Annotated in this window: 14 protein-coding genes; 7 read left to right on the forward strand and 7 right to left on the reverse strand. The window is 71.7% G+C overall.

Annotated features, from left to right (window positions below; genetic code table 11):
- Positions 1 to 114: 114 nt before the first annotated feature.
- The 3 genes from AB5J53_RS10950 to AB5J53_RS10960 form a co-directional block, all read right to left on the reverse strand.
- Entirely contained in the window at positions 115 to 1,182 is a 1,068-nt protein-coding gene (locus AB5J53_RS10950; RefSeq protein ID WP_369245430.1) for a hypothetical protein, read from the reverse strand.
- On the reverse strand, positions 1,179 to 2,432 hold the full coding sequence (locus AB5J53_RS10955; RefSeq protein WP_369245432.1) for a hypothetical protein: 1,254 nt from the start codon (positions 2,430 to 2,432) through the stop codon (positions 1,179 to 1,181). Before AB5J53_RS10955 ends, AB5J53_RS10950 begins: the two co-directional genes overlap by 4 nt.
- A 221-nt stretch (positions 2,433 to 2,653) precedes the next feature.
- Positions 2,654 to 3,880: a hypothetical protein gene (locus AB5J53_RS10960; protein ID WP_369245433.1), complete on the reverse strand. Its 1,227-nt coding sequence runs from the start codon at positions 3,878 to 3,880 to the stop codon at positions 2,654 to 2,656.
- A 622-nt stretch (positions 3,881 to 4,502) separates the two neighbouring features.
- On the opposite strand from AB5J53_RS10960, the gene AB5J53_RS10965 reads away from it, so the two are divergent.
- The 3 genes from AB5J53_RS10965 to AB5J53_RS10975 all read left to right on the forward strand — a co-directional run bounded on the left by AB5J53_RS10965 (position 4,503) and on the right by AB5J53_RS10975 (position 10,233).
- Positions 4,503 to 8,378 (forward strand): Pls/PosA family non-ribosomal peptide synthetase, encoded by a 3,876-nt coding sequence (locus AB5J53_RS10965; RefSeq protein WP_369245434.1) that lies wholly within the window; start codon positions 4,503 to 4,505, stop codon positions 8,376 to 8,378.
- A gap of 77 nt (positions 8,379 to 8,455) precedes the next feature.
- Positions 8,456 to 9,835, forward strand: coding sequence for a M1 family metallopeptidase (locus AB5J53_RS10970; RefSeq protein WP_369245435.1), 1,380 nt, complete (start codon positions 8,456 to 8,458; stop codon positions 9,833 to 9,835).
- A gap of 20 nt (positions 9,836 to 9,855) precedes the next feature.
- The gene (locus AB5J53_RS10975) at positions 9,856 to 10,233 is read left to right on the forward strand and encodes a YchJ family protein (RefSeq protein WP_369245436.1); all 378 of its coding nucleotides are present in this window, start codon (positions 9,856 to 9,858) and stop codon (positions 10,231 to 10,233) included.
- Positions 10,234 to 10,277: 44 nt separating this feature from the next.
- Here AB5J53_RS10975 and AB5J53_RS10980 read toward each other — a convergent pair whose 3' ends face one another.
- Positions 10,278 to 10,979, reverse strand: a complete 702-nt coding sequence (locus AB5J53_RS10980) for a FadR/GntR family transcriptional regulator (protein WP_369245437.1) — start codon at positions 10,977 to 10,979, stop codon at positions 10,278 to 10,280.
- Between the two features lie 130 nt (positions 10,980 to 11,109).
- On the opposite strand from AB5J53_RS10980, the gene AB5J53_RS10985 reads away from it, so the two are divergent.
- The 4 genes from AB5J53_RS10985 to AB5J53_RS11000 are packed head-to-tail and all read left to right on the forward strand — an operon-like array spanning position 11,110 to position 14,897.
- Positions 11,110 to 11,637 carry a gluconokinase gene (locus AB5J53_RS10985; RefSeq protein ID WP_369245438.1) on the forward strand — a complete coding sequence of 176 codons (528 nt, stop codon included), beginning with the start codon at positions 11,110 to 11,112 and terminating at the stop codon, positions 11,635 to 11,637.
- A gap of 54 nt (positions 11,638 to 11,691) precedes the next feature.
- Complete coding sequence (locus tag AB5J53_RS10990; protein ID WP_369245440.1) at positions 11,692 to 13,089, forward strand: GntP family permease; 1,398 nt, start codon at positions 11,692 to 11,694, stop codon at positions 13,087 to 13,089.
- A 10-nt stretch (positions 13,090 to 13,099) separates the two neighbouring features.
- The gene (locus tag AB5J53_RS10995; protein WP_369245441.1) at positions 13,100 to 13,858 is read left to right on the forward strand and encodes an SDR family oxidoreductase; all 759 of its coding nucleotides are present in this window, start codon (positions 13,100 to 13,102) and stop codon (positions 13,856 to 13,858) included.
- A 13-nt stretch (positions 13,859 to 13,871) separates the two neighbouring features.
- Positions 13,872 to 14,897 (forward strand): L-idonate 5-dehydrogenase, encoded by a 1,026-nt coding sequence (locus tag AB5J53_RS11000; protein ID WP_369252161.1) that lies wholly within the window; start codon positions 13,872 to 13,874, stop codon positions 14,895 to 14,897.
- Between the two features lie 194 nt (positions 14,898 to 15,091).
- On the opposite strand, the gene AB5J53_RS11005 is transcribed toward AB5J53_RS11000, so the two are convergent.
- The 3 genes from AB5J53_RS11005 to AB5J53_RS11015 form a co-directional block, all read right to left on the reverse strand.
- A complete protein-coding gene (locus AB5J53_RS11005; protein WP_369245442.1) occupies positions 15,092 to 15,727 on the reverse strand; it encodes a cytochrome b/b6 domain-containing protein in 636 nt (211 codons plus the stop codon).
- Complete coding sequence (locus tag AB5J53_RS11010) at positions 15,711 to 16,406, reverse strand: molybdopterin-dependent oxidoreductase (RefSeq protein WP_369245443.1); 696 nt, start codon at positions 16,404 to 16,406, stop codon at positions 15,711 to 15,713. The genes AB5J53_RS11005 and AB5J53_RS11010 overlap by 17 nt, the downstream gene beginning before the upstream one ends.
- A 278-nt stretch (positions 16,407 to 16,684) precedes the next feature.
- Positions 16,685 to 18,250 carry an APC family permease gene (locus AB5J53_RS11015; RefSeq protein WP_369245444.1) on the reverse strand — a complete coding sequence of 522 codons (1,566 nt, stop codon included), beginning with the start codon at positions 18,248 to 18,250 and terminating at the stop codon, positions 16,685 to 16,687.
- Between the last annotated feature and the right edge of the window lie 2 nt (positions 18,251 to 18,252).

Here is an 18,252-nt window from a genome sequence, read left to right on the forward strand (position 1 = left end):
CACTCCTCGTGTTTCCGATGACGTCGATGCGAGCGGCGGGCGGGTGCGGGGGTGCGGTGCTGGTTCGAAAGCCCGTGGGTGGTCGGGCCGACGGGGCGGCGCCGTGCGGTGGGGTCACAGGCGCCGCAGGTCCGGACCGGATCCGCCCGACGTGTGCTGTCTCAGGTCGTCGGCGGTGATCCGCACTCTGCCCGAGTGCCGTTGTCCTTCGGCCACCGCGTGAAAGACCCGCCGCAACTCCCGTACGTCGGCGGGCTGCCACTGCTGGTGGACGCGGAGCAGCTCGTCCCCCGCGGTCGCCGGGTTGCGAGGGGGTGCGTCGTCCGGGTCGGGATGACCCGAGCGGACGCTCTGGCTGAATTTCACGGTGTCCTCCGGCCTGAGGCTGCCGAGGGCGAGATGGGTGACCGCGTCGTTGGGCAGCAGCTCCGCGACCACCTCGTCCGCGGTCTCGGTCGTTCCATGGCTGACTTCGACGAGGAGTACGATCCGGCTCTGCGCATGACTCAAGCAGGTTTTGAGGAATCTGGTCCGCACGCCCACGTCCTTCCAGTCGATGTGGGGAACCACGGCGAACAGCAGTGCGTCCTGCTGCGCCAGCAGCGCGCTGATCGCGCCGAACGCCTTGAACGGGGCTTCTTGGGACATCGCCGGGTCCAGCGCGATGCCGGCGAAGTGCGTGCGCAGCCTGGCGACGACCTTGTCGCGGATGGTGGCGTTGATGGCCGGGGTCGACGCGAAGTCGCCGTTCTCGTCGACGCTGATGGCGCGGCCGTCGTTGCCGTACCCGGCGGTCATCGCCACGAGCTGGCCCAGGGGGCCGCGCGCGCCGGGCTGCGGGGTGCCGGCCGCCTCGTTCAGCTGCCTGATGTACTCCCGGGCCCGGTAGATGCACTGGTGGATGAGGGTGGTCTTGCCCATGCCGACGGGCCCGGTCACCACCACCAGGCGCCCCTGGTCCACCCCCGGTGTGACCAGGTCCGCGAGTCTGAGCAGGCACTGCTCGAAGAGGTCCAGCTGCTCCCGCGCGTGATCGACGTCCACCCACTGGCCCGCGTGGCTCTCGTCCTCCCACGGCACCAGCGGGTGGTCGGCCCTCGGCGGGACGACGAACCCCGGCAGGCTCTGCCTGCTGCCCGGTACGTACACGCCGTACGGGTTGTCCTGGATCGGCGCGGTCATGCGGCCGCTCCAGGGGTGGCGGGGGCGGGATGTTCACGCAAAGTACGCCATCTCCAGTACAGCGCACGGCCGTTGAGGTCCGGCACGATGCGCAGCCGGCCGTCCACGGTCTGTCGTACCCCCTGTGCCTCCTGGGCGCGGGCGTGCGTCCCGAGGAAGGCGCCGTCGCGGGCGTCGGGGAGCGGCCGGGCCAGCGGCAGTTCGTCGGCCAGCCGGCGGGCCGCGCTACGGCGGGCGCCGGGGCCGGCCACCTGGGCGAGGGTGCCGGTCAGCGCGTCGCGCGCGGTGAGGACGGCCGTGTGGTCCGCGTGCGCGTCGCGCTCGTACGCCGCCAGGTACTCCCGTACGGCAGTCCGAAACGCCGCCTCGCCGGAGTCCAACTGCTGTTTGATCTGCCGACGTTCGGCCGAAACGCGCTCCGAGAGCTGGCCGCCGAGGGTGATCAGTGCACCGGCCGCCAGCAGGGGCAGTGATTTAAGGAGCGTCACGAACCAGTCGTCCTCCGCGGTGTCCTTGGCCGCCGCGCCCGGGGAGTCGGACTCGGCCGCCATCAGCGCGGAGCAGGCCCGTCCGAAGTCGTCCTGGCGGCGCTCGGCCCACTTCTCCAGCGTCATCCGCCCACCGGACCCGGTGGGTCTGACCGTGTCCTGAGCGGCCGCGTCGGCCTTGAGGAGGCCGAGACGTACGGCGGCCGCGACGAGGTCTCCGCGGTGCGAGGTGTCGAGGCAGTACACGAGTTGGGCGTCGCGCTCCTCGGATGCTCCGGGCGCGGCGAACGCCGGGGCGGCGGTGACGCCCAGCAGCACCAGTACCGCGACGGCGGCCGCCCGCCGGGTACGGCGGCAGCCGCGGCCTGCGCGGCTGGTTCGGTGGACGTCGCCGACGCGGGAAGGGGACGGGAGGTGCCACAGGCGCCCGTTCGGCCCACCCTGGGACGCGGGTAGCGCGTCGGCGCCTGACAACGGCGCCTCTCGCCCCTCGACCTCACCTCGGCTCAACCCTCCACCGCCCGAGGTGCCCGGCGGCGAGACCGCACGCACCACCGCCAACTCCCGGCCCAGCCATCCACCGCGCGCGATGCGCGGGAACACCCCCGCACACACCACGCCCAAGTCCTGCCTCAACAGCCCCCCTCGGCCCGTGCCCACCAGCGAGGCCGCACGCACCACTGCCAACTCCCGGCCCAACCAGCCGCCGCGCACGGTGCGCGGGAACAGCACCGCACACACCACGGCCAAGTCCTGCCTCAACAGCCCCCCGCGACCCGCACGCGGCAGCGAAGCCGCACACAGCGCGACCGTGTCCTCGTGCTGTCGGTCGGCGTGTGGTGATGCCGGTAAGCCGTGCTCCATCCCCTGCCCCATGCGGACTCTCCCCGTCCGGCCACTGCCGTGCGCCGGTTCCCTCGTCTGACTCCCCTGATTCCCGCGTTCCGGTACCGGGCCCGGGTGTGCGGCGCTCCGGACAGCGGTTACGCCGGGGATCGCCCGTTCGCCAACGGCTCCTGCGCCGGCGGCTTTTCGCATGGGGAGGGACGCTCGTCATCGGCGACGAGTTCCCGGCGCCCGCGCGTCCGCCGCAGGCGGGGCGAATGTGCGAGCAGCACATGCGACGTGCCGTACAGCACGTTCACGGTGACCACGGCGGGACCGACGGTGGAGACCGTGCCGGGGAAGTCGCGCTCCAGGGTGAGCGCGATGAGGATGGCCGTGATGCCGTTCTGCTGGCCGAGCCCGAGTGCGATCCAGTCCCGCCGTTCGAGGCCCCGTACGAACAGGGGCATCACCCCCAGCGCCACCACCGCCTGAGCGCCGAACGCCGCGACGCCGAGGACGAATCCCGGCAGCAGCGCCACGCCTTGCGCGAGGAACAGCCCGAGCGCGAGAGCCGCGGCCAGGAAGGCGCCGCCGACCGCGCGGTCGAGCGTCCTGTCGAATGCCGCCGTACGCACCACGAGGCCTGCCACCGCCACCGCGAGCATCAGCATGTTCCCCGCGGCGAGCGCCAGCATCGCCACGACGAGCAGTCCCGCCAAAGCCGTTCCGGCGCGTCGGGCGCGCGGCGAGGCGGACATCCGGGCCCCCGCTCTCCGTCCGGCCCACCACAGGAGCAACACCCCCGCGAGCAGCGCGGCGTTGAGGGCGATCCCGTTCGCGTAGCCGCGCGCGCCGCCGCCCGCGACCGCAGGTGTGCCCTCGTGCCCCGCCTTCGTATAGGCGTAACCGGCGACATACAGCGTCAGCAGTACCGTCATCGGGTCGTCGAACGACGCCCACGCTGCCAGCAGTGAGCGGGCACGCGGCGACATGCGTCCGCTTCTGCTGAGGGCCGCGACGGACAGCGGGTCGATCTGGGCCACCGCGATACCGAGCACCAGGTACTCGGGCCGCCCGAACGCCAGCACCATCACCCCCGTGATGAGCGCTGCCTTCAGGACGACGCCGAGCGTCACGGCCACCACCACGCCGCGCACGTCGGCGCGCACGGCCTGGAGGTCGATCGAGTACGTGCTCCCGTACAGGCCGACGGCGAGCAGGAGGCCCGCGCCGAAGACATAGCCGCTGGTGCCGACGAGTGCGGACGGATCCACCACCAGACCGGCGACCAGGCCGAGGCCCAGCAGACCGACCCCGCCGAGCACGATGCCGGGAACCGACGCCGGCAGCATCCAGGCACGGGCGCGTTCGGATGTCGCCACTGCCACTTCCCCCTCCCGTTCCCCCACGGCGCCCGCAGGACGGGCCCGTCGCCGTCGCCTCGCGATCCGCTCGGCACTGCCTACGGCGTCTTGCGTGGTTGCGGTCGTCCGCTGTGAACTCGGAACTGCCGTGCTGCCTGGCCTGTTCGGGTCGCCGCCTGCCGGCACGCGATACCGCCCCGCGGCTGTCCGCTGCCGTGGGGCAGCTGAATCGTAGGGGTCCCGAGTGCCGTGCGAAAGCCGAACATCGGCCTGTCGTACGGCAGTTGACCACCGCCCGTATGAATATTCGGAATGGAGCGCCGGAACCGCGTGGCACGGCCCTGCCTTGACGATGCCCGTTCCCGAGCACCGTCGAACGCGAGGCCCGCCGGGTGCCTCCTCCTGTGTTACGGCGATGTGTGGGGCAGATCTCGTCAGGATGACATACCCCCACGTCAGAGCTCCGGAACAAGGGCTTCCGGTGCCCCGGTAGGGCGTCTTCGCATGGCTGACGACCAGGTCCGCGGCTAGCGTCGTACTAAAATTTCACGCTTGTTCGGAGCTGGACCGGAAGATCCCCAGGCATACCTGCGGGCCCACCAGCGCCCCGGAGACTCCGGGAACAACACGTGAGGACCCGATGGCAGCCCTCGAGCAAGGCCCCGCACTCGCGCTGTTCGACGAGGAGGTGCGCGCGGAGTTCGGCGACCCCGCACGCTTCTCCGCCTCCTCCGCCGCCTCGCCCCGCACCCTTGTCGACATCCTCGACGCCTCCGTCCGGGCGTACCCCGACGAGCCCGCGCTGGACGACGGGCACCGCTGTCTCACCTACCGTGCCCTGGCCTTCGAGGTCGAGACCCTGCGGCGGCGGCTGAGCGAGGCCGGGGTCGGCCTCGGCGACCGGGTCGGTGTCCGGGTCCCCTCCGGCACCAACGAGCTGTACGTCGCCATCCTCGCCGTACTGGCCGCCGGTGCCGCCTATGTGCCGGTGGACGCCGAGGACCCGGACGAGCGGGCCGAGCTGGTGTTCGGCGAGGCGGAGGTGCGCGCGGTCGTCGGGGCCGGGCACGAGCTGACCGCGAGCGGCCGGTCGGAGGCTCCCGCCGCGCGGCCCGGTGTCGAGCACGACGCCTGGATCATCTTCACCTCCGGGTCCACGGGCAAGCCGAAGGGCGTGGCCGTGAGTCACCGCAGCGCCGCCGCTTTCGTCGATGCCGAGGCGGACCTCTTCCTCACGGAGGACCCGATCGGGCCCGGTGACCGGGTCATGGCCGGCCTCTCCGTCGCCTTCGACGCCTCCTGCGAGGAGATGTGGCTGGCCTGGCGGTACGGCGCCTGTCTGGTGCCCGTGCCGCGTGCCCAGGTCCGCAGCGGTGCCGACCTCGGGCCCTGGCTGGTCGAGCAGGAGATCACCGTCGTCTCCACCGTGCCCACCCTGGCCGCCCTGTGGGAGCCCGAGACGCTCAACGAGGTCCGGCTGCTGATCTTCGGTGGCGAGGCCTGCCCGCCCGAACTGGTCCAGCGGCTGGTGACCGAGGGCCGCGAGGTGTGGAACACCTACGGGCCCACCGAGGCCACCGTCGTCGCCTGCGCCTCCCTGATGACGGGCGAGGAGCCGATCCGGATCGGGCTCCCGCTGAACGGCTGGGAACTGGCCGTGGTGGACGAGGCCGGCGAACCCGTGGCCATGGGTGACAGCGGCCAGCTCGTGATCGGCGGCGTCGGGCTCGCCCGCTATCTCGACGCCGAGAAGGACGCGGAGAAGTACGCGCCGCTGGAGTCGCTGGGCTGGGAGCGGGCGTACCGCAGCGGTGACCTGGTCAAGGCCGAGCCGGAGGGCCTGATCTTCCTCGGACGGGCCGACGAGCAGATCAAGCTCGGCGGGCGCCGGATCGAGCTCGGTGAGGTGGACGCGGCCCTGCAGGCCCTGCCCGGAGTCGCGGGCGCTGCCGCCGCCGTGCGCACCGCCCGCGGCGGCAACCAGCTGCTCGTCGGCTATGTGGTCACCCAGGACGGCTGGGACCAGGCCACCGCCGTGGAGAAGCTGCGCGCCGAGCTGCCCGCCGCCCTGGTCCCGCTGCTCGCCCCGGTCGAGGACCTGCCGACCAGGACGTCCGGGAAGGTCGACCGCAACGCCCTGCCCTGGCCGCTGGAAGGCCTGCAGACCGGCGGCGCGAAGGAACAGCTCTACGGCACCGAGGCCTGGCTCGCCGAGCAGTGGAGCGAGGTACTCGGCATCCCCGTCGCCGGCGCGTCCGACGACTTCTTCGCGATCGGCGGCAGCAGCCTCGCCGCCGCCCAGCTCACGACCAGGCTGCGCACCCGCTATCCGAGCGCGGCCGTCCTGGACATCTACCAGCAGCCCGTCCTGCGCAAGCTGGCCCGGCACTTGGAGAAGTCCGCGCAGGACGACGGCGCCGAGCGGACGATCGCGCCGGTCCCGCTGCGCACCAAGGCGACCCAGTTGCTCCTGCTGATCCCGCTGTTCACGCTCCTCGGCCTGCGCTGGACCGTGGCGCTGGCCGCGCTCGGGAACGTACTGCACTGGTTCGGGCCGTATCCGTGGGCGCCGAGCGCGTCGTGGTGGCTCGTCGCCGCCGGTGCGCTCGTCTTCTTCAGCCCGCCGGGGCGGCTCGCGATCGCGGCGGGCGGGGCACGGCTCCTGCTGCGCGATGTGAAGGCCGGGCGCTACCCGCGCGGTGGAAGCGTCCACCTCCGGCTCTGGACGGCCGAGCGGCTCGCCGAGTTCAGCGGCGCGACCTCGCTCACCGGTTCCTGGCTCGAGCGGTACGCCCGTGCCCTGGGCGCCAAGGTCGGCCCGGACGTCGACCTGCACTCGCTGCCGCCGGTGACCGGCATGCTCAAGCTGGGCCGGGGTGCCGCCGTCGAGTCCGAGGTGGACCTGTCGGGTCACTGGCTGGACGGTGACCGGCTGGAGATCGGCCCGGTGAAGGTGGGCGCGCACGCGGTGGTCGGCACCCGCAGCCTGCTCTTCCCCGGTGCGCGCGTGGGCAAGCGGGCCGAGGTGGCCCCCGGTTCCGCCGTGGCCGGACACATTCCCACCGGGCAGCGCTGGGCCGGAGCGCCCGCGGTCAAGCTCGGCAAGGCGAAGCGCGCGTGGCCCAAGGAGCGGCCGCAGCGCGGCACCTACTGGCGGGCGATGTACGGGGCGACCGGCTTCGCGCTGAGCGCGCTCCCCGTCCTTGCGGGCGTCGCCGCCCTCCTGGTGGCCCGTGTGTTCGTGAGCGCGGACGCCGGGCTCGGCGCGGCCCTGCGTGGTGCCGCGCTCGCCCTGGTGCCGGCGACGCTCGCCTTCGGTCTCGCGTACGCGCTGCTGCTCCTGATCGCCGTACGCCTGCTGAGCCTGGGGCTGCGCGAGGGCACGCATCCGACGCACAGCCGGATCGGCTGGCAGGCCTGGACGGTCACGCAGCTGATGGACCGCTCCCGGGAGACGCTGTTCCCGCTGTACGCCGGGCTGATCACCCCGGTGTGGCTGCGGCTGCTCGGCATGAAGATCGGGCGGGGCGCCGAGGTCTCCACCGTCCTCGCGCTGCCCAGCCTCACCACCGTCGGTGAGGGCGCCTTCCTCGCGGACGACACGCTGACCGCGCCGTACGAGCTCGGTGGCGGCTGGATGCGGATCGGGCGGGCCGAGATCGGCCGCCGGGCGTTCCTCGGCAACTCCGGGATGACGGCGCCCGGCCGCAGCGTGCCGGACGGCGGTCTGGTGGGCGTGCTGTCGGCGACGCCGAAGAAGGCGAAGAAGGGCAGCTCGTATCTGGGGCTGCCGCCGGTGAAGCTGCCGCGTTCGACGCAGGACGGCGACCAGAGCCGTACGTACGACCCGCCCGCGCACCTGCTGTGGGCTCGGGGTCTGGTGGAGCTGTGCCGGATCGTGCCGGTGTTCTGCTCGGCGGCGCTGGCGGTGCTGACGGTGGCCGCGCTGAGTGCGCTGGGGGCGTGGGCCTGGGCCCTGTCCGGGGTCGTGCTGCTCGCCGTGGGCGCGGTGGCGTGCCTGGTCTCCATCGTGGCGAAGTGGCTGCTCGTGGGCCGGCACCGGAGCGGTGAGCACCCGCTGTGGAGCGGCTTCGTGTGGCGCAACGAGCTCGCGGACACGTTCGTCGAGGTCGTCGCCGTGCCATGGCTGGCCGGATCCGTGCCCGGTACGCCGCTGATGACGGCGTGGCTGCGCGGGCTCGGCGCCCGCATCGGCCGGGGTACCTGGGTCGAGAGCTACTGGCTGCCCGAGACGGACCTGGTGACGCTGGAGGACGCGGCGACGGTGAACCGGGGCTGTGTCCTGCAGACCCACCTCTTCCACGACCGGATCTTGCGGACGGATACTGTGGTCCTCCGTGAGGGCGCCACCCTGGGCCCGGGCGGAATCGTCCTGCCCGGCAGCACCGTCGGGGCCCGCTCCACCCTGGGTCCCGCGTCGCTGGTGATGGCGGCGGAGTCCGTTCCCGACGACACCCGCTGGCTGGGCAACCCGATCGAGGCATGGCGTTCATAGAAGACATGACCGGATCGGATACGAAGGGCGGTACAGCGGCACGTCGTACGAGCACAGGGCAGGGAGCAGTCGCAGCGGTGAGCGTTCAGCAGACAGTGGGATCGGACCCGTACTTCCCGGCCAACGGTGATCCCCGCTACCGGGTGCACCGGTATGAGCTCGCGCTGGACTACCGCCCCGGCCCGAACCGGCTCTCGGGCACGGCGCGGCTCAACGCCATAGCCGGCCGTGCCCCGCTCACCGAATTCCAGCTGAACCTGGCCGACTTCCGGATCGGCCGGGTCCGCGTCGACGGCAAGGCACCGCACTACACGCACCGCGGCGGCAGGCTGCGCATCCGCCCGCCCAAGCCGATCCGGGCCGGTGCCGCCTTCACCGTCGAGGTGCACTGGTCGGGCAACCCCAAGCCGGTGGGCAGCCCCTGGGGCGGGCTCGGCTGGGAGGAGCTGGAGGACGGGGCGCTGGTGGCGAGCCAGCCGATCGGCGCGCCCTCCTGGTACCCGTGCAACGACCGCCCGGCCGACAAGGCCTCGTACCAGATCTCGATCACCACACCCTCCGCCTACTCGGTGGTGGCGGGCGGCCGGCTGCTGACGCGTACGACGAAGGCTTCCACGACCACCTGGGTGTACGAGCAGGCGGCGCCGACGTCCAGCTATCTGGTCGGGCTGTCGATCGGGAAGTACCAGACGGTGCTGCTCGGCGACCCGGGTCTCGGCGGCATACCGCAGTCCGGTCATCTGCCCGCGCATCTGCTCTCCGAGTTCTCCCGGGACTTCGCGCGCCAGCCCGCGATGATGGAGCTGTTCGAGGACCTCTTCGGGCCGTATCCGTTCGGCGAGTACGCGGTGGTGGTGACGGAGGAGGAGCTCGATGTCCCCGTCGAGGCTCAGGGGTTGTCGCTGTTCGGCGCCAACCACGTGGACGGGGCGCGGGGTTCGGAGCGGCTGGTTGCGCACGAGCTGGCGCACCAGTGGTTCGGCAACAGTGTCTCCATCGCGGACTGGCGGCACATCTGGCTGAACGAGGGCTTCGCGAAGTACGCGGAGTGGCTGTGGTCGGAGCGGTCCGGTGGGCGCCCGGCGCAGCAGCTGGCCGGCGCCGCGCACCGGAAGCTGGCCGCGCGGCCGCAAGACCTGGTCCTGTCCGACCCGGGCCGCAAGCTGATGTTCGACGACCGGCTCTACGAGCGCGGCGGCCTCACCCTGCACGCGCTGCGCTGCGCGATGGGCGACGACGCGTTCTTCCGCATGCTGCGCGGCTGGGCGACCCTGCACCGGGGCGGAGCGGTCACCACGGCGGCCTTCACCGCGCACGTCGCGCGCTTCGCGCCGGAGCCTTTGGACGACGTGTTCGCGGCCTGGCTGTACGAGTCCGCCCTCCCGCCACTGCCGACGCTCGCCGTGCCGTTTCCCGCGCGGCCCACGTACCCGCCGACGAACGCCGACTCGGCCTAGGCCTCGGCAGAATGGCAGCCATGACCAGTCGTTCCTGCCCCTGCGGACTACCCGAGCCGTACGCGAAGTGCTGCGGGCGGTTCCACCGCGGTGAGGCCGCGGCGCCGACCGCCGAGACGCTGATGCGGTCGCGGTACTGCGCCTTCGTGAAGGAGGACGAGGGGTATCTGCTGCGGACCTGGCATCCGCGGACGCGGCCGGCGCGGGTGGAGTTCGACGCCGGGATGCGGTGGACGGGGCTGGAGATCCTCGGTACGAGTCAGGGGTCGGCGTTCCACTCCGCGGGGACCGTGACCTTCCGGGCCTCCTACCGGGGCGGCTCGCTGCACGAGCGCAGCCGCTTCGAGCGGGTCGACGGGGCGTGGGTGTACGTGGACGGGGACTTCCTCGACCAGTAGAACCAGCAGAACTCGACCAGTGGAACCAGAAGGAACCAGTTGGCCTACGGCGCCAGGATGTCCAGCTCCTGGAGCGCGCCGACCGTGATCTCGCGGGTGAGTTCCTCCGCGCGGGCCGCGTCGCCTTCCCGTACGGCCTCCGCGACCTGGACGTGCAGGGTGACGGCGGCGGGGTCGGGGTCCTCGAACATGACCTCGTGGTGGGTACGGCCCGCCAGGACCTCCGCGACGACGTCACCGAGACGGGCGAACATCTCGTTGCCCGACGCGTTCAGAATCACCCGGTGGAAGGCGACGTCGTGGACGAGATACGCCTCCAGCTGGTGCCCGCGTGACGTGGCGACCATACCCAGGGCGCACTCGGTGAGTTCGGCGCACTGCTCGGCCGTGGCATGCCGGGCGGCCAGGCCCGCGGCGATCGGCTCGACGGCGGAACGCAACACGGTGAGCGAACGCAGCTGGTGGGGGCGGTCGGCGCCGGCCAGCCGCCAGCGGATGACCTGAGGGTCGTACACGTTCCACTCGGCCTTGGGGCGGACCGTGACGCCCACGCGGCGGCGGGACTCGACGAGGTGCATGGATTCGAGCACCCGGACCGCCTCGCGCATCACGGAGCGTGACACCTCGAAGCGCTGCGCGAGCTCGTCCGTGCGCAGCACGCTGCCGGGCGGGTACTCGCCCGCCGTGATCTCCGGCCCGAGGGTCTCCAGTACATGTGCGTGCAGCCCCCGGCCCCGTGTGGTCATGGGGTCAGCGTACGAGGACATCGTCGTGAACAAAAAGTCAGACTTATATGTCACAGACTCTTGAATTCGTCGTACCTAATGAGTTTCAGTGTCGTCGACATCAGATGTCGATGAAGACAGCGAGAGCACGATGCAGCTGACGCGTACCCCCCATGTCGTCGTGGTCATGGGCGTGGCAGGAACCGGCAAGACCACCATCGGTCCCCTGCTCGCGGCCCGGCTCGGCGTTCCGTACGCCGAGGGCGACGACTTCCACCCGCAGGCCAACATCGCCAAGATGACGGCCGGCACACCGCTGACCGACGAGGACCGTTGGCCGTGGCTGGACGCGATCGGCGCCTGGGCGCACGAGCGGGCCGGACTCGGCGGAGTGGTCAGCAGTTCGGCGCTGAAGCGCAGTTACCGGGACCGGCTGCGGGCGGCGGCACCCGGAGTCGTGTTCGTGCACCTCACCGGTGACCGCAAGCTCATCGAGGACCGGATGTCGCACCGCCAGGGGCACTTCATGCCGACGGCGCTCCTGGACTCCCAGTTCGCCACCCTGCAGCCGCTGGAGGCGGACGAGTCGGGCGTCGCCGTGGACGTGTCGGGCGGCCCCGAGGAGATCACCGAGCGGGCCGTGGCCGCGCTCCAGAGGCTCGCCCAGCCCTCGCAGTAACCCTTCGCCGTACCCCTGTCCCCGTTCGTACCTTTCTCAAGCAAGGGATCAACCGTGACCAGACTCAGCGCCGAGATGCTGGCAGCGGACGCCGTCGAGCCGATCACCTCGGCGGGCCACGCTCAGCTGGGCATCGCCGTGCTGGCGGGCATCGCCGTCATCGTCGTGCTCATCACCAAGTTCAAGCTGCACGCATTCCTGGCCCTGACCATCGGCTCGCTCGCCCTCGGCGCGTTCGCCGGGGCCCCGCTCGACAAGACCATGCTCAGCTTCACGACCGGGCTCGGCTCGACCGTCGCCGGCGTGGGTGTACTGATCGCGCTGGGCGCGATCCTCGGCAGGCTGCTCGCCGACTCCGGCGGCGCCGACCAGATCGTCGACACGATCCTCGCCAAGGCGGGCGGGCGCGCCATGCCGTGGGCGATGGTCCTGATCGCCTCCGTGATCGGTCTGCCGCTGTTCTTCGAGGTCGGCATCGTGCTGCTGATCCCGGTCGTCCTGATGGTCGCCAAGCGCGGCAACTACTCCCTGATGCGCATCGGCATCCCGGCGCTGGCCGGTCTGTCCGTGATGCACGGTCTCATCCCGCCGCACCCCGGCCCGCTGGTCGCGATCGACGCGGTCAAGGCCAACCTCGGCCTCACGCTCGCGCTCGGTGTCCTCGTCGCGATCCCGACGGTGATCATCGCGGGCCCGGTGTTCTCGAAGTACGCGGCCCGTTGGGTGGACGTCCCGGCCCCCGACCGCATGATCCCCACCCGCGCCTCCGAGGAACTGGAGAAGCGTCCGGGCTTCGGCGCCACCCTCGCCACCATGCTGCTTCCGGTCGTGCTGATGCTGGCCAAGGCGCTGGTGGACATCATCGTCGACGACCCGACGAACATGACTCAGCGCGTCTTCGACATCGTCGGCGCTCCGCTGATCGCGCTGCTCGCGGCCGTGATCGTGGGCATGTTCACCCTGGGCCGGGCGGCCGGGTTCACCAAGGAGCGCATCTCGACGACCGTCGAGAAGTCCCTCGCCCCGATCGCGGGCATCCTGCTGATCGTCGGCGCGGGCGGCGGCTTCAAGCAGACCCTGATCGACTCCGGTGTGGGCCAGATGATCCTGGACATCTCCAAGGACTGGTCGATCCCCGCGCTGCTGCTCGCCTGGCTGATCGCGGTGGCCATCCGACTCGCGACCGGTTCGGCGACGGTCGCCACCATCTCGGCGGCCGGTCTCGTCGCACCCCTCGCGGCCGACATGTCGACCGCCCACACCTCCCTCCTCGTCCTGGCGATCGGCGCGGGCTCGCTCTTCTTCAGCCACGTGAACGACGCCGGCTTCTGGCTGGTCAAGGAGTACTTCGGTCTGAACGTCGGCCAGACCATCAAGACCTGGTCGGTCATGGAGACGATCATCTCGGTGGTGGCCGGTGGACTGGTCCTGCTGCTGTCCCTCGTGATCTAGGAGTACGCAGATGAGTCACCCGCTCTTCGACATCAGCGGCCGTACGGCTCTGGTCACCGGCTCCAGCCGCGGCATCGGGCTCGCGCTGGCGCGCGGTCTCGCGGAGGCCGGCTGCACGGTCGTCCTCAACGGGCGCGACGCCGAACGGCTCACCAAGGCCGCCTCGGAGCTGCCCGGTGACGTCCACACCGCGGTGTTCGACGTCACCGACGGACCCTCGGTGGCCGCCGGAATAGCGGACGTCGAGGAGCGGGTGGGTCCGCTCGACATCCTCGTCAACAACGCGGGCATGCAACTGCGCGCCCCGCTCCTGGAGTTCACGGACGCGGACTGGCACCGGATCCTGAACACCAACCTGACGAGCGCGTTCCTGGTCGGTCGCGAGGCGGCCCGCCGGATGACCGAGCGCGGCCACGGCAAGATCGTCAACATCTGCTCGTTGCAGAGCGAGGTCGTCCGCCCGGGCATCGCCCCGTACGCGGCCACCAAGGGTGCGCTGAAGATGCTCACCAAGGGCATGTGCGCGGACTGGGGCCCACTCGGTGTGCAGGTCAACGGACTCGGCCCGGGCTACATCGAGACCGAGCTCACCGAGCCCCTCGTGGCCGACGAGGAGTTCAGCGCGTGGGTGCGGCGGCGCACCCCGGCCGGGCGGTGGGGCCGCACCGACGACCTGGTCGGCGGAGTGCTCTTCCTCGCCTCCCCCGCGGCGGACTTCGTCAGCGGGCAGGTGCTGTACGTCGACGGCGGCATGACGAGTGTGCTCTGAAGGGGACTTGACGATGCTCGGTTGCGTGATCCACGGCCAGGGCGACCTGCGGGTCGACGAACTGCCCGTGCCCTCCCCCGGCCCGGGCCAGGCGCTCGTCGCCGTCCGGTACGGCGGGGTGTGCGGGTCCGATCTGCACTACTGGCGGCACGGCGGGGTCGGGGACTTCCGGCTGCGCGAGCCGATGGTGCTGGGACACGAGGTCGTCGGGACGGTGATCTCGTACGGTGACGGAGCCTCAGGTCCGCTGCCCGGTACGGCCGTTGCCGTGCACCCGGCCACTGCGTGCCGGGTCTGTCCCGAGTGCGTCGACGGCCGCGCCAACGTCTGCCGTGACACCCGGTACCTGGGCAGCGCGGCGCGCACTCCGCACGTCCAGGGCGGTTTCGCGGCCCAAGTCGTCGTCCCGGCCGACCAGTTGCGGGCGCTGCCCGCGGACCTGGACCTCGAGCGGGCCGCGCTCGCCGAGCCGTTGTCCGTCGCACTGCACGCGGTACGCCGGGCCGGGGCCGTGGCCGGCCGCCATGTGCTGGTGACGGGGGCCGGGCCCATCGGCTGCCTGGTGGTGGCCGCCGCAAAGGCCGCGGGCGCCGCGCGGGTCACGGTCACGGACCTGCTGCCGCAGGCACTGTCGTACGCCGTATCGGTGGGCGCGGACGCGGTCGTACGGGCCGACGATCCCGCCGATCCCTCCTGGCCCTCCGAGGTCGACGTCGCCATCGAGGCGTCCGGTGTCGCCGCGGGCCTCGACACCTGCCTCCGCCTCGTGCGACGCGGCGGAGTCGTGGTCCAGCTGGGCATGCTGCCGCCCGGGCAGAGCCCGTTCGCGGGGAACCTGGTGGTGAGCCGGGAGATCGAGCTGCGGGGCGCGTTCCGCTTCGACGCGGAGTTCGACGACGCGCTGGCGCTGCTCGCGGTCGAGCCTCGGTTCGACGAGCTGATCAGTGCGGTGGTGCCCCTTGGGGAGGCGGAGTCGGCGTTCGCCTTGGCGGCGGACCGAAGCCGGTCCTGCAAGGTGCTGCTGGACTTCGGGATGTAGCTCGCCCCCTCCGCCCCTGCCTGCGCAGTTCCCCGCGTCCCTGAAAAGGGGCGCGGGGAACTGCGCAATCTTTTTGCGGGGGTCTGGGGGCGCGGCCCCCAGGGACGATGGGGGTCCCCCCCGCTCGAGCGAAGCCGAGAGTGGGGGAGGGCAGGGGCGGAGGGGGCGAAAGAACCACCCGCGCACCCGGCGGCCTAAGGACGCCAGAGCGGATGCTCGCTCTCCGCCCACTCCCGGCTCACCGACCCCGTCCGCAGCCCCTCCCGGGCCTCCGGGTCCCCCAGCGCCATGCCGATGTGGCCCGCGAGGACGATGCCGATCGTCAGGGCCAGCCAGTCGTGCACGAAGGTCGCGCTGGTGCGCCACATCAGGGGGGTGAGGTGGGTGAACCACATCAGCAGGCCCGTGCCCAGCATCACCAGCGAGGCCCCGGCGATCCAGGCCGCGTAGATCTTCTGCCCGGCGTTGAACTTGCCCGCCGGGCGGGACTTCGGGCTCTTGCCGCGCCGCAGCGCCGCGCGCAGCCACACCCGGTCGTGCGGCCCGAAGCGGTTCAGGAAGCCCAGGTCCGCGCGGAAGGCGCGGGAGGCCAGCCCCGCCAGGACCGGCACGGGGAGCATCACCCCCGCAATCTCGTGGACGCGCACCACGAGCTCACGGCGGCCCACGAGTTCGGCGAGCTGGGGGATGTAGAGGCAGGCGGCGGTGGCCACGCACACACCCATCAGCAGGGCGGTCACGCGGTGCACCCAGTGCTCGGCGCGGCTGAAGCGCCGTACACGGGAGGAACGCGGCGACACCGCCGGGGTGTCGTCAACTCGTGGGTGCATCGTCGCGTCCGTTCGAGCGGCCGACCCACGCGTCCACGTCGTAGCCCCGGTCCTCCCAGTAACCGGGACGGACGTCCTCGGTGACGGTGATGCCGGAGAGCCACTTGGCGGACTTGTAGAAGTACATGGGGGCTACATAGAGGCGGACGGGGCCGCCGTGGTTGTGGCCGAGGGGCTTGTCCTGCATGCGCAGGGCCACCAGCACGTCGGCGCGACGGGCCTGCCGCAGCGTGAGGCTCTCCGTGTATGTCCCGTCGAAGCAGGTGAACCGGATCGCCCCGGCCGAGGAGCGCACCCCCGCGGCGTCCAGCAACCGGGACAGGCGTACGCCCTCGAAGGGGGTGCCCGGTACCCGCCAGCCCGTGACGCACTGGACGTCGTGCACGAGGCGGGTCTGGGGCAGGGCCCGCAGCTCGGCGAGGGTGTAGGACCTGGGGTGGTCGACCAGGCCGTCGATGGTGAGGCGGTAGTTCGTCTCGTTCTTGTGCGGGACGGACGACGCCACCGAGTAGTAGCGGAAGCCGCCGCCGTTGGGCAGCAGGCCGGTGAGGCCGGTGGGGTCCTTCTCGGAGGCACCGGCGAGGAAGGATTCGAGACCGCGCTGGAGCGGCGGCGCGGCGATCACGCCGAGCGCGCCGAGTCCGAGCGTGCCGAGCAGCACCCGGCGTCCGATCGGCACGCCGCGCTCCTCGGGCCGCTCCGGACTCCGGGCCTCGGGCCGCTCCGGACTCCGGGCCTTCGGAGTCCGGAGCTCCGGCCGCCTCGGACTTCGCTCTTCGGGCCGCTCCCGGGCGCGCTCGTCGGATCGCTCCGGTTCGCGCTCCTCGGGCTGTTCAGGGTTCACACACTGATTCGAGCACCCGCGACCCCCAAAAGGCCAGCGGCGGCGGGTGCCCGTCAGTGTTCCGTAATGACTTCTTACGTGCCGTTCAGGAAGCGTGCTCCAGGCGGGCCGCCTCAGGACGCGGACTCGGCCGCCTTGTCCAGTTGGAACGCCTCGTTGCCGAGCCCGATCCGGGCATGCGCCTCGGGCTTGCGGGCGCGCAGCACCAGGCCCTGGATCACGCCGACGACCAGGGCGGCCCCGATGATCGCGGGCAGCAGCCAGCTCAGCGAGGAATCCGGTCCCGCACCGACGAGCACGTCGAAGTCCTTGACCGTGTAGACCGCGATGACGAGCAGCGCGACGCCCGCGACGGCAGACGTGGCGAGGCGCCAGGCCTGGGCCCGGGCGGCGCCCCGGCGGACGAAGAAGACGATGACCGAGAGCGAGGCGGCCGCCATCAGGACGATGACGCCGAGCGCGCCGATGTTGCCGCCCCAGGTGAACAGGTGCAGCACGGGCGCGGTCGGGTCGCCGGTCGGCTTGTCGTCGGCGACCGCGAAGGCGATCACGAACACCAGGGACACGGCGGTCTGCAGCAGCGACCCGGTGCCGGGGGCCCCGCTGGTGCCGGTCGTCCGCCCGAACGCCCGGGGCAGCAGTCCCTCGCGGCCCATGGCGAAGGCGTACCGCGCGACGACGTTGTGGAAGCTGAGCATCGCCGCGAACATGCCGGTCACGAACAGGACGTGCAGGACGTCCGTGAAGGTGCCGCCGAGCCGTGACTCGGTGAGGAAGAAGAGCAGGCCCGCGCTCTGCTTCTGGGAGGCGCCGACGATCCCCGAGGGGCCGGTGGCCACGGTGAGCGCCCAGCAGCTGAGCGCGAAGAAGAGGGCGACACCGCCGACGGCGAGGAACATCACGCGTGGCACGAGGATGTGCGGGCGGCTGGTCTCCTCGGCGTACACGGGGGCCTGTTCGAAGCCGAGGAAGGCGGCGATGCAGAAGCACAGCGCGGTGCCGACTCCGGCGCCGGTGAGGGTGTCGGGGTTGAAGGCGTGCAGCGACAGGCCCTCCTTCGCCGGGTCGGCGACCGCGGCGATGTCGAAGATGACGACGAGGGCGACCTCGATGACCAGCAGAACGCCCAGCACGCGCGCGTTCACGTCGATCTTCAGCCAGCCGAGCGCGCCGACGACGAGCACGGCCACCAACGCCGGTATCCACCAAGCGACTTCGAGGTCCAGGTAGGTGGAGAACAGCCCGGACACCTCGAAGCCGAAGATGCCGTAGATGCCGACCTGGAGGGCGTTGTACGCGACGAGGGCGACCAGCGCCGCGCCCGCGCCGGCGGTGCCGCCGAGGCCGCGTGAGATGTACGCGTAGAAGGCGCCCGCGTTGTGGACATGACGGCTCATCTCGGCGTACCCGACGCTGAAGAGCACGAGGACGACGCCGAGGATGACGAAGAGCAGCGGCTGTCCCACGATGCCCATCACCGCGAATGTGGTGGGCATGACACCCGCGACCACCATGAGCGGGGCGGTCGCCGCGAGGACGGACAGCAGCAGGCCGCCCGTGCCCAGCCGGTCGGCGCGCAGGGCGCGCTCCTGTCCCTTGAAGGTGCTGATGCCGCCGCCGTCGGCGGCCGGTCTGCCCGTGCTCGACGTACTCGATGTGCTCGAACTGCCCGTCGTCATCG

This window comes from Streptomyces sp. R41 (genome assembly GCF_041053055.1).
Taxonomy (GTDB): domain Bacteria; phylum Actinomycetota; class Actinomycetes; order Streptomycetales; family Streptomycetaceae; genus Streptomyces.